Origin of the sequence: Actinoallomurus rhizosphaericola, from assembly GCF_024055675.1 — a bacterium.
Classification (GTDB): Bacteria; Actinomycetota; Actinomycetes; order Streptosporangiales; family Streptosporangiaceae; genus Actinoallomurus; species Actinoallomurus soli.
In genome coordinates, this window is sequence record NZ_JAMXMW010000004.1 from 505750 (window position 1) to 520835 (window position 15086).

A 15086-nucleotide genomic window follows, 5' to 3' on the forward strand; every position below is an offset into this window, starting at 1 on the left:
GGAGTGATCTACGCCGACTCGACCGTGTGGACGATCCCGGCGCGCGGATCGGACCGTCGCGCCGGCCAAGGTCGGATGGCGCCGCCTTCACCGGACATGGAGTGAGCAAGAGTGACGACCGAACCAGGCGGCGTGCCCGAGCAGCCGGCCGCGGCGATCCCGGGCACGGAGACGATCCAGGGCGCCGGGGAGGAGATGCCTCCGGTCCCGGACTCCATCCGTGAGGCGGCCCGGCTCGCGCCCGACCACTGGCTCGGCATGGTCGACCCGGCGTGGAACGAGGAGGGCGAACCTCCGGCGTGGGCGGTGGTCGGCCAGTGGCGTTCGAGCCCCGAGGGCGAGATCGTCGAGTGGCGCGAGAACGAGGAGTACCGGCCGTCGCCGGCGGCCCTCGGCTGGCCCGAGCCGGCCGATGACGTCGACGCGGCGGTGCAGTTGGCGGCGACCGGTTACGGACCCGGCGACGCCGTGGCCGAGGCGCTGGCCGCCGCGAAGGAGGTGGCGGTCTTCGTCACCCCCGCCGGCGGCCCGCTGGCCGCGGTGGCGCCGGACGGGAGGACCCCGGTGATCCCCGTCTTCACCTCGCCGGTCTACCTTCACGCCGCGGGCCGGCTGGCGTTCGAGCTGATGGACCTGTGGGAACTGCTCGACGCACTCCCCGAGGACCACGTCCTCTACCTCAACCCCTCGGCTCCGGTGAGCATGACGGTGGAGACCGCCATGCTCGTGGAAGCCCTGGAACGGGTCGGCGCGGACGCCGGCGAGGCCGGTGCTCAGGCCGACGACGTCGAACCGCCGGCGCGTCCGGCCACCGTCGGCGGCGGCCCGGCCCCCGAGCAAGGCTGATCCCGATTTCGACACGCGAAAAGACCTGAATACACCCAGTTTGGGGCTTACTGGCGGTAGAAACGGTCACGATCGGAAAAATACGGTCGTCCGTGGTGAACCGAAAGCGTCATGGCGTCCGTATGCGTATGCGAGGCCACCTCTCGCCGAAGCGCCTCCGTACGACTGAGAGGTGACCTCGGTTCGCTGTGCGTAACGCGAAGGAGGTGCGCGGTGACGGATCCGGTGACCTGGCGGCCCTTCACCGCGACCGCAGCCGTCGCGGGAGGTGATTCGTGACCCGCTGGAGAAGATCGCCCACCCGCCGGTCCGGACAGGGCGGGCGGGATGATGCCGCCGCCCGGACCGGGCCGGGGAACCACGGCGCCGCCCGCGCGAACAGCCGCGCGGCGGTCGTGGTCGATGAGTACGACGAGCTGATCCTGCTGCGCTCCTCTCCGGACGCGGCGCCGCGCCCCGAGGATGTCGCCGAACTCGCCCGCGCCCTTGTCGGCGGAGACGAGTACTTCACCCTGGTCGTCGGTGCGGACGGCGCGGGCGGCGAACTCTGGGCGCGCCTCGGCACCGTGCTCGACTCCCTGCGCGCCAAGGGTGTCACCGCGGTCCGGCTGGTGTTGTCGGGAGCGGGCGCTCGGCGCGCGGGCCGCCCCGCCCTCGCGCAGCGGATCGCCGACGCCTGGGGCATCGAGGTGATCGCTCCGGACGCGGGCGTCCTCATCCTGCCCGGTGGCTCCCTGCTCGCCCGTGGCGGCGACGGGCCCGGCCACGGCTGGCAGTCGTTCACGCCCGGCGCCGAGCCGTCTCCCCTCGGGCCGCGCAGCCCGGCGCCGGCCTGGCAGCCCGCGTTGACGCGGCTGCCCGGCCGCACCGCCGGTGGTTACGTCGTGGAGCAGGTCCCCGCCGGCATCCTCGTGCGGTCGGCGCGAGAGCCGAGGGCCTGGGCGGCGGACCTCTGCTACTCGGTTCCCGTGGACGGCGCGCACCTCACCGTCCTGGTCTGCGCGTCCCGGCTCAGCGGCGACGCCGAGGTTCCGGCCGAGGAGATCGCCTCCCTGCTGACGGCCCTGCCCGCTTCAACCCGTTCGACGGTCCGTCTGGCTCCGTGTGGTCCCGTGGACCTGTTGTCCCTCGCTCAGGACACCGCCGAGATGCTGGGCGCCGACGTGGAGGTGTGGACCGGCCTCCCGCTGGTCGTCGGCTCCGAGACCGAGCCCGTCGTCCGGCCGGTCCTCATCGGCGCCGACGCCGAACCCACCTGGGCGCCGTTCGTCGAGGCCGTCGCCTGCCGGCCGTACGGCGCCGACGGCACGGACGGCCCCGCCGCGCCGCGGCTGCTCCGCTGGCGTTCGCCCCTGGCCGAAGGCGCCCGTACGGACGGCGGCGTCGTCCGCCTCTCGGATCGCTGGCAGGTCGCCGTGACGAGGTCCGGGCTGGTGGTGGGGCCGCACGGCGAGCCGCCCGCCGTCGCCGGACGGCCGGTGTCCCCGGAACAGCTGGCGATCGAGGTGGACCTCCGCGGCGCGACGGCGGACGACGCGCTGTTCGCCGGCCTGTCCCGGCTGCTCTCCGACCTGGGCACCGGGGTACGTGAGTTCGTCTCCCTGCACCGGGCCGCGCCACCGGCGGGATCGGACGACGCGGGGTTCCGCCTGCTCCGGCTGGCCATCGAGCACAACGTCTCGCTCGTGGAGCCGAAACCGGTCGAGGCCGTGCCCGCTCCCGCGCCGCCCACCGTACGGACCGTCGCGACCCCGCGCGCCGCCCCGCCCACGGCCGAGTCGGCCGCGTCCCAGCCCGGGCCGACGGCGTCCCAGCCGGTGGCGAGAGCGGAGGCTCCCGCCGCCGCGGCCGCGCACCCCGCACCCGCCGCCGGACGCCCCGCACCCGCGTCCGCACCGGTGAACGCCGCCGGACCGGCCGCCGACGAGTTCGCTCCGCCCGCGCCGGTGACTCTTCCCGATCTCATGACCTCCTCAGAGTCCGCGCAGGCGGACTCTCCCGGTCGGCCGCCCGAGCAGGCGCGGCCACTCGGGCCTGTGCGCGTGCGCGGAGACCTCCCGATCCCCGGGCGGGCGAATCCTCCGGCGCGCGTCGGCGAGCGCTCCACACCACCCCCGGGTGACGACCCGTCCCCCAGGCCGGAGCCGCGGGTCCCACCCGCATCGACGGTCCAGGACCCGACGCGTGCCGATCCGCCGGCGCCGACCCGGTCGGGGCGGGGGAGCGGCGAGAGGCCGCTCCCGCCGAGCCTGGCGAGGATCCCGATGACCCCGGTCACTCCGAGGGAACCGGCCGCGCCCGAAGGCCCCGAAGCGCCAGCCGAACCGGCGTCCGCTCCGCGGCCTCCTGCGTCTCCGGAGCCTCCGGCGGCCACGGAGCCCCCGGCCGAGCTGCGAGCCCCGGCCGCCTTCGGGTCTCCGGCGGTGCCGCAGACCCCGGCCACGCCGGGCTCGCCGCAGTCCTCCGCCGCCGCAGATCTCCCGGATGCGCCGCACCCCCCGGCCGCTCCGGAGCCCCCGGCCGTATCGCAGGGTCCTGCCACGCCGAGCTCGCCGCAGCCCTCCGCCGCCGCAGATGCCCCGGGTACGCCGCATGCCCCGGCCGTGTCGCAGGGTCCTGCCATGTCGAGCACGCCGTATCCTCCCGCCGCCTCGGGGTCTCCGGTGCCGGAGGACTCGCCGGCGGCGCCGGATGGCCCGGCCATGCCGGAGCCTCCGGTTCCGCCCGGGTCCCTGGTCGCCTCCGGGCCTCCGACCCCGCACCCGTCCCCGGCGACATCGCAGCCTCCACCCACGTCCCAGCCCCGGACTGCAGCCGACCCTCCCGCGTCCGGCGGGGTCCCGGCCACTTCGGAGCCTCCTGCCGCCGCACAGGCTCCGGCGGCTCCGGAGGCCCAGGCCGAACGTCCGCTCTCGCCTGCCGAGCATCGGGCCCGTCCGGCCGCGACCGTCGTCGGAGGAGCGCGGTCCGGACCTGCCGTGAAGCCTCTCCGCCGCAGCACCGAGGCGGAACGAACGAAGTTCCGCTCCCTCGTGCAACCGATCTGGGAACGGCACAGCGCCGCGGTGAACCGCGCGATGACGCGGATGCCGGCGCTGCGCGGCGGGCAGGTGGACGCGGCGCGGATCGATCTCGTCGCGGTGCACGTCCACCTGTCGGGCGGGCTGAGTGAACTGGACGGCCACGAGCCGGGATCACCGGGCGGACACGCACTCCCGGAGGCGTACCTCGCCTGTCTCGCCTCCGGCCTGAGCCGTCTGCCGTCGTACCGTGGGGCCGCCGCGCGCGGCGGACTGCCCGCCGACGGCGACCTGGAGCGGTTCGTGCCGGGAACCGTGCTGCACGAGCCGGGACCGGTCAGCGCGCTGCCGATCGGGGACGCCGCGGGTCTGCCGGCGGCGGGGGGATACGTCATCTGGTCCTCGACCGGCCGGCGGGTGCGCCCGCTGGCCGGTTCGGGATCCGGCACCGGGCCGGAGGAGATCGTGTTCCCTCCCGGAACCGCTTTCCGCGTGCTCGGAGTACGGTCCGCCGGTCAGGCTCCGATCGTCCTCCTCAGCGAGATCATCCGCGCGGGGTCGGGAACCGGCGACAGGCCCGGCGTGCTCGGTGACGCGGACCGGGCCGCCTTGGAACGGCTCGACGAAGCGCTGCGCCGGCAGGCGCCCACGACCGGAGCGGCGTCTCCGGCCGCCTGGCCCGTCCGCTGCGCCGCGCCACTGGGGGAAGCCTCGGGATGGCGGGAGGCCGCCTCGAGACCCGGCGAACCCCCGGCCCCACCCGCGTTCTGAAACGGAAATCGAAGGAGAAACATCGTGTCTTCCCAGTCGGGATCCGGCGACCGCACGAAGCCGCTCGGCATCCGCCGGCCGGTCGAGATGCCCGCGACGGACGTGGAGGCGGCAGAGGACCTGGCGCCGGCCTCCGGCGCCGTGTCCGCGGACGAGCCGGCGTCGGACTCCGGTTCCGCGTCAGCGGAGGAGCAGACGTCCGCCTCCGCTTCGACGCCGGTGGAGGGGCGGACCTCGGACTCGCCTTCGCCGCCCGCCGAGGATGAGGCCCCGGCCTCCGACTCCAGGCCCGAGGGGGAGACCGAGGAGCCCGCCTCCACCGGAGGGGAGGCCGCCGGCGCCGGTGAGACCGGACCGGCCGTGCCAGAGGAAGGCTCCGAGGGCGCCGGGGAACCGGCGGCGTCCCCGGACGCGGCCACGGAGCCGGCGGCCGACGGAAAGGCCGGTGACAGGCCCGGCGACGAGGCGCGCGAGAAGGACGCCACGGCCGCCAAGAAGGAGAAGCGCACCTCGTGGCTGCGGAACGTCGCGGTGGCACCGGCGGCACCGAACGGCGCCACCGCGGCGGACGGCGACGAGATGCCGCCGGACCGGCCGCGCAAACCCGTGCTCGCCGCCGTGGCGATCGGCGGGGTCGTCCTGCTCGCGATCCCGATCCTGCTGGTCGGCAGGGGTTCCCACGACGGTAGGAGGGAACGCACCACCGCGGCGGCGGACAGGGTGATGACCGGCGATGGGCAGGCGGCACCGGGCGCGTACGTCCCCGCCTCGCCGACCCCCACCGCGTCACCGTCAGCGTCACCGTCGGCGTCCGCGACCCCGAAGAAGGGCGCGGCGAAGGCCGGCAAGTCCGCGGCCAAGGCCGCCGCCGGCGCCGCGGGCGCGCACGACGGCAAGGGGGGAGGCGGCGGCAAGGTCAGCGCGGCGGGCAGCGGCGGGCGCGGCCCGACCGGCCCGAAATTCTCGACGACCACGCGTCTCCTGATCAAGAACACGATGACCGGTCTGTGCGCCGACGTCCCCGGCTACGGCAAAGGCACCAATGACGGCCCGATCAACCAGTTCACGTGCTCCCGGTCGGGTGACAACCAGCTCTGGGACCTCGTGGTCAACATGAAGGGGGCCGGGCCGCACGGGGCCGACCTGTTCACCATCCGCAACAGCACGGACAACCTCTGCTTCGACGTGCCCGGCTATGGCGCCGACGGTCCCAGAACCTTCGTGTCGGAGCACTACTGCCTGCCCGGGAAGGGCGACAACCAGATGTGGTACCTCCAGAAGCGTTACAGCCGCCACTTCTGGATCCGCAACTACGCCAGCGGCCTGTGCCTCGACGTGGCGGGCTACTACGGGTCCGGGGGGAAGGACGCCCGGCTCACCCTCTTCCCGTGCGACCCCAAGGACGACCACGTCTGGTCGTTCGGCTGATCGGCGAGCGGCCTTGCCGGTCCCCGGCGAACCATGCCCTGAGCCGGCCGAGCAGGGAAACGCGCCCGTGCTGTGGAAGGCGAACGATTGAGCGATCACCTCAGGTTCGTGCTGTTGGGTCCGCTGGAGGTCTGGTCGGGTGACGTCCGGCTGGACCTGGGCCCGCCTAAACGCCGTGTTCTCCTTGCCCGGCTGCTGATCGCGGACAGCCGGCCGGTCTCGGCGGACCGCCTGGGCGAGGACCTGTGGGAGGGGAGCCCGCCTGCGGGCGCCATGTCCTCCATCCACTCGCACATCAGCCGGCTGCGCGCCGTGCTGGAGCCGGATCGTACGCGGCGGGGAGGGCAGACCGTCCTGCTCAGCGGGTCGGCGGGGTACACGCTCAACGCCCCACCCCAGGCCCGGGACTCGACGCGGTTCGAGGAGGCGGTCAACCACGCGCGCGGGCTGCTGACGCGTGGCCGGCTCGCCGAGGCCCGCCGGGAGGTGCAGCGTGGGCTGACTCTGTGGCGTGGCACCGCTCTGGCCGACGCCGCCAACTACGCCTTCGCCGAGAGGGAGATCGCGCGGCTGGAGGAGATCCGGCTCGCGGCCGGTGAACTCCACGCCACCGTCCTCCTCCACGAGGGCGCACCCGACGAGGCGGCCGTCATCGCGGAGGAGCTGACCACGCGGTCTCCGCTGCGCGAGGCCGCGTGGGCGCTGCTGCTGCGCGCCCTCTACCTGGCGGGCCGGCCGGCGGAGGCGCTGCGGCGTTTCGAGGCGATCCGTACGCTGCTCGCCGAGGAACTGGGCACCGTACCGGGGCCCGAGCTCAGCGACGTTCACGTGGCGGTGCTCCGCCAGGACCTGACGGCCCTGGCCCCCTTCCGCTCGCACACGACACCCGTCCCGCTCGTGGGGCGCCCGGCGGGCGCGACCTCGTCCATCGTCGGCCGGGCCGCCGAACTGACCCGGTTCGACGAGATCCTGAGCGACGCGAGCGAGGGCCGTACCCGCTGGGTGGTGCTCTCCGGCGAAGGGGGCATCGGCAAGACGCGGCTGGCCGAGGAGTTCGCCTCCCGCGCCGCGGACGCCGGGTTCAAGACGGTGTGGGTCCGGTGCGGCATCGACATCGGCGGCGAGGCGGACGGCGGGGACGGGCCGGACCCCATCGGCCGGCTGATCTCGATGGCGTACCCGGACATCCGCCTGGAGGGCGGCTCCGAGGCGATCGCCGGCGAGCTGACGGAGCGGCTGACCCGGCAGCCCACCATCTGCCTCATCGAGGACCTGCACCGGGCCGGCCCTCGTTTCCGGCGCCTGCTCGGCAGCTACGCCGCGGTGCTGCGGGACGTGGCGCTCATCGTCGTCTGCACGACGCAGGACACCGACGACGCGGGCCTACGCGAGCTCCTGGCGCTGCTCGTCCGGCAGACCCGCGCCACGCTCATGCCGCTGGACCCGCTGACCGTCGCGGACGTCCACGAGCTGATGCAGAGCCGGTCCACGCCGTTCAATCCGAGCGTGCCGGGCAGCGAGCTGCATCAGCGGGAGGCGGCCGCACTGCACCGGCGCGGCGAGGGGAACCCCTTCCTCATCACCGAGATCCTCGAGCTGCCCAGCGAGGAACGCACGGGGCCGGGGGCGCGGCTTCCCGCGTCCATCAGCCGGGTGCTGCGCGCGCGCATGGACCTGCTGGACGACCGCGTGCTCACGATGCTGCAGGCCATCGCGGTGACGGGCGGGGAGCTCGACCCCGAGCTCCTTCTCCGGATCCGGACGATCAGCCGCGAGGAGCTGCTGTCCCTGATCGACGCGGCCGTCACCGCCCGGGTGCTGAACTGGGAGGACGGGATCGCCCCCGGCCGCACGGGGCGGTACATCATGCCCGATCTCGTGCGCGAGCTGGTGCTGCAGGACCTCACGCCGGCGCGCCGTCAGCTGCTGCACGCGGCCGCGGCCCGCGCGTTGACCGAGTTGCAGCACCGGCATCCCGTCCATATCGCCCGTCACCTCATGGCCGCCGGTCCGCTCATCGCCCGCGAGGACCTGATCGACGCGGCCTTCGCGGCCGGCAACCGCTGTGCCGAGGACGACCAGCACGCCGAGGCGGCGCTCTGGTTCGACCACGCCGCGGCGCTCGCGGACGATCCCGGCGTACGGGCGGAGGCCCGGCACGCGGCGGACACCGCCCGCCTGCAGCTCGATCAGCTCGAGCGGTGGATCGGCCATCCGGGCGATCCCGCCGACCCCGCGTGGCCGACGGACCACGAACCCCGTGCCGGCTGATGTGACAACGTTGTCTCCGCCTCGCCCGCCAGTGACCTGCGAACTCAGTCCGGCTGACAGGGAGCCGAGATCAGTGAGCCGGGGCCGACGCAGACGGGTGCGCCCGCCTGCCGGAGCAGCCTCCTCGCGTCGTCGCCGGTGAGGAAGGTGAGGAACGCCGCCGCGGAGCTGCCGTTGGGCGGCGGCCCGTCGGTGTAGAAGATCTCCGGGGCGACGAACGGGTAACGGTCCATCGTCGGCGACGCCGTCGGCATCCTGCCGTCCAGGGCGAGCATGCGCACGTTGGGGTAACGGCGGGCGTCCGAGGCGACGTGCACCTCGGCGTAGCCGATCGTGCCGGGGACCGTGTCGACCGTGTCGAGGACCTGGCCCTGCGTGCTGCGTTCACACCGGATGACGTGCATCGACGCTCGGAGGTCGTCCTTACGCCTGCAGTCGCTGGACGACAGGTCCGGCTCGGGCCCGCGCAGGACGTGCTCCTCGAAGATGCCGCGCGTCCCGGACCCCTCGGTCCTGCTGACCAGGCGGATCGGGAGGTCGCCGCCGCCCTTGATCGACTTCCAGCTCGTGGGGCCGTCCGGCGCGTAGATGGAGCGCAGGTCCCGCAGGGACAGGCCGGTCACGCCGGTGTCCTTGTTGGCGATGACGGCGAACGCCACCAGCGCGACGGGGTACCCCCGGAATCCCCGGAGCCTGATCTCGTCGGAGTCGGATTCGAGGTAGCCGTCGTGCATCGCGATGGTCGAGGCGGCGTTGTCGGCCGTGAGGGCGCGTACTCCCTCGTTGGACCCGATGGCGCTCACCTCGATCCGGGCGTCCCGGCAGCGGGCCTCGTACCCCTGCCGGAGGATGTCGGCCGTCCGCTCGAAGGCGGTGGAGCCGACCAGGTGGAGCGTTCCGGAGAAGCACTCGGGCCGGTCCGCCGCCGACGTGCCGCCACCGGCCAGCCGGCCCGCGCCGGCGCCGGCGGCGAACACCAGCATCGCGGCGGCGGCCGACAGCGATCGCCGCCTGCGCGAGGGCCATCGCCGCCGCGGCCGCCCCTCCGTCTCCGGGCCGGGCTCCCGTTCCGCGTCTCGCCGACCGCCGACCGCCGGACGTTCTGAGAGCTCCTCCTCCCCGGCCGGGCGTTCCCGCAGCCCGTCCGCTTCCGCCGGGCGTTCCCGCGGTCCGCTCGCTTCGGCCGGGTGTTCGCGGGGCTCCTCCGCCCCGGCCGGGTGTTCCCCGGATCGTTCGGTCTCGGAGAGGCGTTCGCGGAGCTCGTCCGCCTCGGCCTGGGCGGCGGCGAGCCGCCGCCGCAGTTCGGCCGCCTCGGCGCGGGCGCGGGCCAGGTCGTCCGTCGGAGGCACGTGCCGGAGCCGTTCGTACGCCTCGTCCCAGCGCGCGACCTCGGCGGCGGGCAATCCGCAGGCCCGCGCGAAGTGGCCGATTCTGGCGCGTTCCCGGTCGCTGGTCGAGCGCCAGCGGTCCTTCTGGAGCATCGCGCTGATCGTGGCGTCGGGGAGCGTGCCCCACGAGCGTTTCTCGATCTCCGTCTGCCGGGGCGCGCCCGCCCACTCCCGCAGCTTCGCCAGGAACGCGTAGAAGTCGCGGATGTCGCCCGCCGTCGACGGGTCGGGCAGCCGCCGGTCCGCGGCGAACGCCGGCTCGGTCCAGGGCTTGAAAGTCACCGGATAGCGCTCGGTCAGCTGCCGCCACGGGACCTTCTCCCGGTACGCCTCGACCGCCTTCGAGGGTTTGCCGTGCCCGTTCCGTTCGAACGCCGCGTGGAGTTCTCCGCCCCATTCCTCCCACAGAGCGTTCTCGGCCGCGGCCCACCGGCCGCGCAGCTCGCCCACCTCGACGCCGTCGACGCCCGCCGCGGCCAGGCACGCGCTGACGACCTCCCAGGACATCAGCTCACCGTCGCCGGACAGCATCGTGCGGACCGTCGCCTCGAGCAGCCCGGTGCGGTCCGCCAGTACGCCCGGATCGGTCCCGTCCAGACGGGCGGCCAGGTCGCGGGTGAACTCGGCCTTCCGGCCGACATGGGAGTCCAACGCCCGCTCCGTCCGTCTCGCACCTTCTCGCCGCGGGCGCGCGTCACGCGGCGGCCCCTCTAGAAGATCCCGCCGGAATCGGTGCTGGAACCGCCAGTTATCCGAGAGTTCGCATACTCGTCCCCGGCTGTACGGCCGAAGGCGTCGCCCGGGAGGATTCCAGGAAGGCACCAGGAATCCTGGGAGACAACCAGGAAAGGGCGGATCGCACCAGGTCATCCGCTGATCGGCTCTACCGTCGGGTATTCCGTCACTCTGGCATCCATGAGCCCAGGACACCGCACCATCTCGTACGCCGACCTGGTGATCGACCGATTCCGGGACTGGCCGCTGACGGAGTGCCGCGCCGACTGTCCGCCCGGCCGTGCCCTGGCCCTGCGCGGCCTGCAGATCGTTCATCTTCACCGGGAGGGCCTGGCGGAGGTCCTTCTCACTCAGGAGGTCATCTCCAGGCTCGGCACCGCTCTGACCGCCTCGGGCCGCGTCGACCTCCCCACGGTCACCGGCTGGGTACAGGTCCGCCTGGACACCGACGGCGATCTCTTCCTGCTGCAGTCCCTGGTCAGCCTGGCGATCCAGGCCAACGACCCGGGAACCGGCCCGCTCCGCCGTACGATCACGACCTGCCCCCTGTACGTCGCGGAGGGCGATTCCGGGCCGTCGTGGCGACGGCATCGCCGGGTGGTGCGCCGCAGGGCGAACACACCCGCCTGACCTGCGCCGTACGAGCCACCCCGGGGGAGCGGAGACGAGTCCCCTCATGGCACGCTTTAGCGAAGCGTCTGAAGCTTCGCGAAGCGTGCATAAAAGGGGGGAACCGGATGGCGGAGTCCGAGGGGGCCGGCGTACCGCAGCCGGTGCTGAGTCCGCTGACGACCGCCGCCGTCTTCCTCGTGCTGACGGTCGATCCCGGCGGTGAACCGGCGGCACGGGACCTGCTGGCCGACCTGGCGGGGCTGACGCGGTCGGTCGGTTTCCGGGTGCCGGACGGCAGGCTGAGCTGCGTCGCCGGCATCGGGTCGGACGCCTGGGACCGCCTGTTCGACGGCCCACGGCCCGCCGAGCTGCACCCGTTCCGCGAGGTGGCCGGGGCCGTCCACCGCGCCGTCGCGACCCCCGGCGACCTGCTCTTCCACATCCGCGCCGAGAAGCTCGACCTGTGCTTCGAACTGGCGTCCCAGATCATGAACCGGCTGCGCGGCGTCGTCACGGTCCAGGACGAGGTGCAGGGGTTCATGTACTTCGACGTGCGCGACCTGCTCGGCTTCGTCGACGGCACCGAGAACCCGGTGGGCCCCGCCGCGGCGGCCGCCGTCCTGATCGGCGACGAGGACCCGGCCTTCGCCGGCGGGAGCTACGTGATCGTGCAGAAGTACCTGCACGATCTGGAGGCCTGGAACGCCCTGCCGGTGGACGCGCAGGAGCGGATCATCGGCCGTACGAAGCTGGAGAACGTCGAGCTGGGCGACGACGTCAAGCCGTCCAACTCCCACGTCGCCCTGACGACCATCACCGACCCCGACGGTACCGAACGCCAGATCCTGCGCGACAACATGCCGTTCGGGAACGTCGGCCGCGGGGAGTTCGGCACCTACTTCATCGGCTACGCCCGCACGCCGTCGGTCACCGAGAAGATGCTCCAGAACATGTTCATCGGCGACCCATCGGGGAACCACGACCGGATCCTCGACTTCTCCACCCCGGTGACCGGCACGCTCTTCTTCGTGCCGACCGCCGACTTCCTCGAAGACCTCCCGCCGGAGGCCACCGAAGGCGCCGCCGCGACCGAGGACCTCGGTACGGACGCCGCCGCGGTCACGGCGGGCACGGCCCCCGACGGGCCGCACAGCCCCTCCGACGGTTCGCTGGGAATCGGCGGTCTGAACAGGAGCACCTTCCGTTGAACAACCTGCACCGCGAACTCGCGCCCATCTCCGACGCCGCGTGGGCCGACCTGGAGGAGGAGGCGCGGCGGACCTTCCGCCGGCACGTCGCCGGTCGCCGCGTGGTCGACGTCCCGGACCCGTGCGGGATCGAGCTGTCCGCCGTCTCAACCGGGCACCTCGACCCGATCGCCGCGCCCGCCGAGGGCATCGCCGCGTACACCCGGCGGTCGCAGCCGCTCGTCGAGCTGCGGGTGCCGTTCACCGTCGACCGCCGGGAGGTCGACGCGGTCGAGCGCGGCGCGCGCGACGCCGACTGGCAGCCGGTGAAGGACGCCGCCCGGCGGATCGCGTTCGCCGAGGACCGGGCGATCTTCCAGGGCTACGCCGCCGGGGGCATCGGCGGGCTCCGCGAGACGTCCACGAATCCGGTGCTGTCCCTGCCCGGTGACGTGCGCGAGTACCCGGACGCCGTCAGCCGGGCGGTGAGCGCCCTGCGGCTGGCGGGCGTCGGCGGGCCGTACGCGCTGGTGCTCAGCGCCGACGCCTACACCGCCGTCAACGAGACCTCCGACCACGGCTACCCGATCCACGAGCACATCGCCCGCGTCCTGGACGGGGAGATCATCTGGGCGCCGGCGATCGATGGAGCGTTCCTGCTGTCGACGCGCGGCGGCGACTTCGAACTGCGCATCGGCCAGGACCTGTCCATCGGCTACCTGTCCCACGACGCGGACACCGTCCAGCTGTACTTCCAGGAGACCCTGACGTTCCTGGCGTACACCGGCGAGGCCGTGGTGACGCTGACGGCGTAGCCGCCGGACGCGTCACGGGGGAACCAGCGAGAGGAGCCGATGATGGGCATCGTGTCACCGGGATTCCACGGCCGGGGCCGGCGGGCGGAGGTCGAGCTTCCGCCGGGGCAGTATCTGACCGAGGACTTCCCGGTCCTGTCGGCCGGTCCGACGCCGCGGGTGCGCCGGGAGGAGTGGGAGTTCACCGTCACGACCGAGGCGGGGGAGGAGTACCGCTGGGACTGGCGGGAGCTGATGGCGTTGCCCAGTGAGACGCCGACGGTGGACATCCACTGCGTCACCAAGTGGTCCAAGCTCGGCACCCGGTGGGAGGGCGTCTCGCTGGACACCCTGCTGGCCGACGTCGACACCGCGGCCGACTACGCGCTGATCCACTGCTACGGCGGCTACACCACCAACCTTCCGCTGGAGGACCTGCTGGACGGGCAGGCGTGGATCGCGTACCGGTACGACGGCGCCGACCTCGCCTCCGAGCACGGCGGCCCGGCCCGGTTGCTCGTCCCCCACCTGTACTTCTGGAAGTCCGCCAAGTGGGTGCGCGGCATCCGGCTGCTCGACGAGGACGAGCCGGGCTTCTGGGAGACGGCCGGTTACCACGACTACGGAGACCCATGGCGCGAGCAGCGGTACCAGGGAGACTGACCTGGCGCGTCGCCCGGCTTGCCGAGACGCGCGCGGAGACGGCGACGGCCCGGACCCTGGTGTTCGACGTTCCCGGCTGGCCCGGTCACCTGGCCGGGCAGCACGTCGACGTACGGCTCACCGCCGAGGACGGCTACAGCGCCCAGCGCAGCTACTCGCTGGCCGCGCCCGCCGACGGTGACCGGGTCGAGCTGACCGTGCAGGACATCGCCGACGGCGAGGTGTCCTCCTACCTCACCGAGGGGCTGTCCCCGGGCGATCCGGTGGAGCTCCGCGGTCCCATCGGCGGGTGGTTCGTCTGGCGGCCGGCCGAGACGAATCCGGTGCTGCTGGTGGCCGGAGGGTCGGGGATCGTGCCGCTCATGGCGATGATCCGGGCCCGCCGCGAGGCCGGCAGCCGTACGCCGTTCCGCCTCGTCTACTCGGTGCGCACGCCCGCCGACCGGTACTACGCGGCGGAGCTGCGCCGGCCCGACCCCGGCGTCGACGTCACCCACATCTACACCCGTACGGCGCCCGAGGGCCTGTCCCGCCCGCCGGGGAGGCTCACCGTCGCCGACCTGAACTCCGGCGGCTGGCCCGCGGAGTTCGCGCCGGACTGCTTCGTCTGCGGACCGACCGGGTTCGTCGAGTCCGCCGCCGACATCCTCCTGGCGCTCGGCCACGACGCACGCAAGATCAAGACGGAGCGATTCGGCCCCACGGGAGCCTGACGCCCCGCGTTCTCCCGGACGGCCGCCGCCGTCACACCCGGACGGTGCTGCTGCGCAGCAGCGCCAGAGAGGTGTCCAGGGCGGCCTCCAGGTGGGTGATCCGGCCGGTCGACATCAGGATGACCACCCCGCCCTGCACCGCGGCGACCAGCGCGGCGGCGGTGCGGTCGGCGTCCAGCCGCCGGTCGACCTCGCCGGTCTCCTGCATGCGCGCGACCCCCGCCCGCAGGGCCGCCTGCCACCGGTCGAGCAGCCGTGCGGTGAGCACCTGCGCCGCCGGAGTCGTACGGCCGAGCTCGGTGATCAGCATTCCCAGCGGGCAGTCGACGCCCTGCTGCTCGTACCGCCGGACCACCGCGTCGCGCCAGTCCTGCCATGCCTGCCAGGTGGTCAGGTCGCCGAGGTGCGGCTGCTGGTCCTCGATGACCTGGTCCGCCTCGCGGGCCGCGACGGCGAGCAGGAGCTCCTCCTTGCCGCCGGGGAAGTAGTGGAAGATCTGGCTCTTGCTGGTCGAGGTGCGGGCGCGGATGTCGTCCAGCGTGAGCGCGGCGATGCCGTTCTCCCGGATCTCCGCGGCCGCGCCCTCGATGATGCGGCGCCGGGTCGCGGCGCCCTTGGCGGTCAGCATGGCACCTCCCGTTTGGACTTGCCGGTCCAT

General features: G+C 73.6%; 11 protein-coding genes. 9 read left to right on the top strand and 2 right to left on the bottom strand.

Going from position 1 to position 15086, the window contains the following annotated elements; all coding sequences use genetic code 11:
* Positions 1-111: 111 nt before the first annotated feature.
* From NE234_RS13255 to NE234_RS13270, 4 genes are all read left to right on the top strand, one after another.
* Positions 112-846 carry a type VII secretion system-associated protein gene (locus tag NE234_RS13255; RefSeq protein ID WP_252779257.1) on the top strand — a complete coding sequence of 245 codons (735 nt, stop codon included), beginning with the start codon at positions 112-114 and terminating at the stop codon, positions 844-846.
* A gap of 275 nt (positions 847-1121) precedes the next feature.
* The gene (locus NE234_RS13260) at positions 1122-4637 is read left to right on the top strand and encodes a hypothetical protein (protein ID WP_252779258.1); all 3516 of its coding nucleotides are present in this window, start codon (positions 1122-1124) and stop codon (positions 4635-4637) included.
* Positions 4638-4661: 24 nt separating this feature from the next.
* Complete coding sequence (locus NE234_RS45305) at positions 4662-6065, top strand: RICIN domain-containing protein (protein WP_252779259.1); 1404 nt, start codon at positions 4662-4664, stop codon at positions 6063-6065.
* A gap of 87 nt (positions 6066-6152) precedes the next feature.
* The gene (locus NE234_RS13270; RefSeq protein WP_252779260.1) at positions 6153-8336 is read left to right on the top strand and encodes a BTAD domain-containing putative transcriptional regulator; all 2184 of its coding nucleotides are present in this window, start codon (positions 6153-6155) and stop codon (positions 8334-8336) included.
* A gap of 44 nt (positions 8337-8380) precedes the next feature.
* Here NE234_RS13270 and NE234_RS13275 read toward each other — a convergent pair whose 3' ends face one another.
* Positions 8381-10375 carry a substrate-binding domain-containing protein gene (locus NE234_RS13275; RefSeq protein ID WP_252779261.1) on the bottom strand — a complete coding sequence of 665 codons (1995 nt, stop codon included), beginning with the start codon at positions 10373-10375 and terminating at the stop codon, positions 8381-8383.
* A gap of 264 nt (positions 10376-10639) precedes the next feature.
* Here NE234_RS13275 and NE234_RS13280 point away from each other — a divergent pair, with 264 nt between their 5' ends.
* The 5 genes from NE234_RS13280 (at position 10640) to NE234_RS13300 (ending at position 14428) form a co-directional block, all read left to right on the top strand.
* On the top strand, positions 10640-11089 hold the full coding sequence (locus NE234_RS13280; RefSeq protein WP_252779262.1) for a luciferase domain-containing protein: 450 nt from the start codon (positions 10640-10642) through the stop codon (positions 11087-11089).
* Between the two features lie 107 nt (positions 11090-11196).
* Positions 11197-12279: a Dyp-type peroxidase gene (locus tag NE234_RS13285; protein ID WP_252779263.1), complete on the top strand. Its 1083-nt coding sequence runs from the start codon at positions 11197-11199 to the stop codon at positions 12277-12279.
* A complete protein-coding gene (locus NE234_RS13290) occupies positions 12276-13073 on the top strand; it encodes a family 1 encapsulin nanocompartment shell protein (RefSeq protein WP_252779264.1) in 798 nt (265 codons plus the stop codon). Before NE234_RS13285 ends, NE234_RS13290 begins: the two co-directional genes overlap by 4 nt.
* 42 nt (positions 13074-13115) lie before the next feature.
* The gene (locus NE234_RS13295; protein ID WP_252779265.1) at positions 13116-13715 is read left to right on the top strand and encodes a sulfite oxidase-like oxidoreductase; all 600 of its coding nucleotides are present in this window, start codon (positions 13116-13118) and stop codon (positions 13713-13715) included.
* Positions 13685-14428, top strand: a complete 744-nt coding sequence (locus tag NE234_RS13300; RefSeq protein ID WP_252779266.1) for a ferredoxin reductase — start codon at positions 13685-13687, stop codon at positions 14426-14428. Before NE234_RS13295 ends, NE234_RS13300 begins: the two co-directional genes overlap by 31 nt.
* A gap of 31 nt (positions 14429-14459) precedes the next feature.
* Here the strand turns inward: NE234_RS13300 and NE234_RS13305 are convergent, their stop codons facing one another.
* Positions 14460-15056, bottom strand: a complete 597-nt coding sequence (locus NE234_RS13305; RefSeq protein ID WP_252779267.1) for a TetR/AcrR family transcriptional regulator — start codon at positions 15054-15056, stop codon at positions 14460-14462.
* Between the last annotated feature and the right edge of the window lie 30 nt (positions 15057-15086).

Excerpts from the sequence above, each read along its gene's own strand:
- NE234_RS13280 (WP_252779262.1), top strand. The coding sequence starts at position 10,640 with ATGAGCCCAGGACACCGCACCATCTCGTACGCCGACCTGGTGATCGAC.
- NE234_RS13285 (WP_252779263.1), top strand. The coding sequence starts at position 11,197 with ATGGCGGAGTCCGAGGGGGCCGGCGTACCGCAGCCGGTGCTGAGTCCG.
- NE234_RS13295 (WP_252779265.1), top strand. The coding sequence starts at position 13,116 with ATGGGCATCGTGTCACCGGGATTCCACGGCCGGGGCCGGCGGGCGGAG.
- NE234_RS13300 (WP_252779266.1), top strand. The coding sequence starts at position 13,685 with ATGGCGCGAGCAGCGGTACCAGGGAGACTGACCTGGCGCGTCGCCCGG.
- NE234_RS13305 (WP_252779267.1), bottom strand. The coding sequence starts at position 15,056 with ATGCTGACCGCCAAGGGCGCCGCGACCCGGCGCCGCATCATCGAGGGC.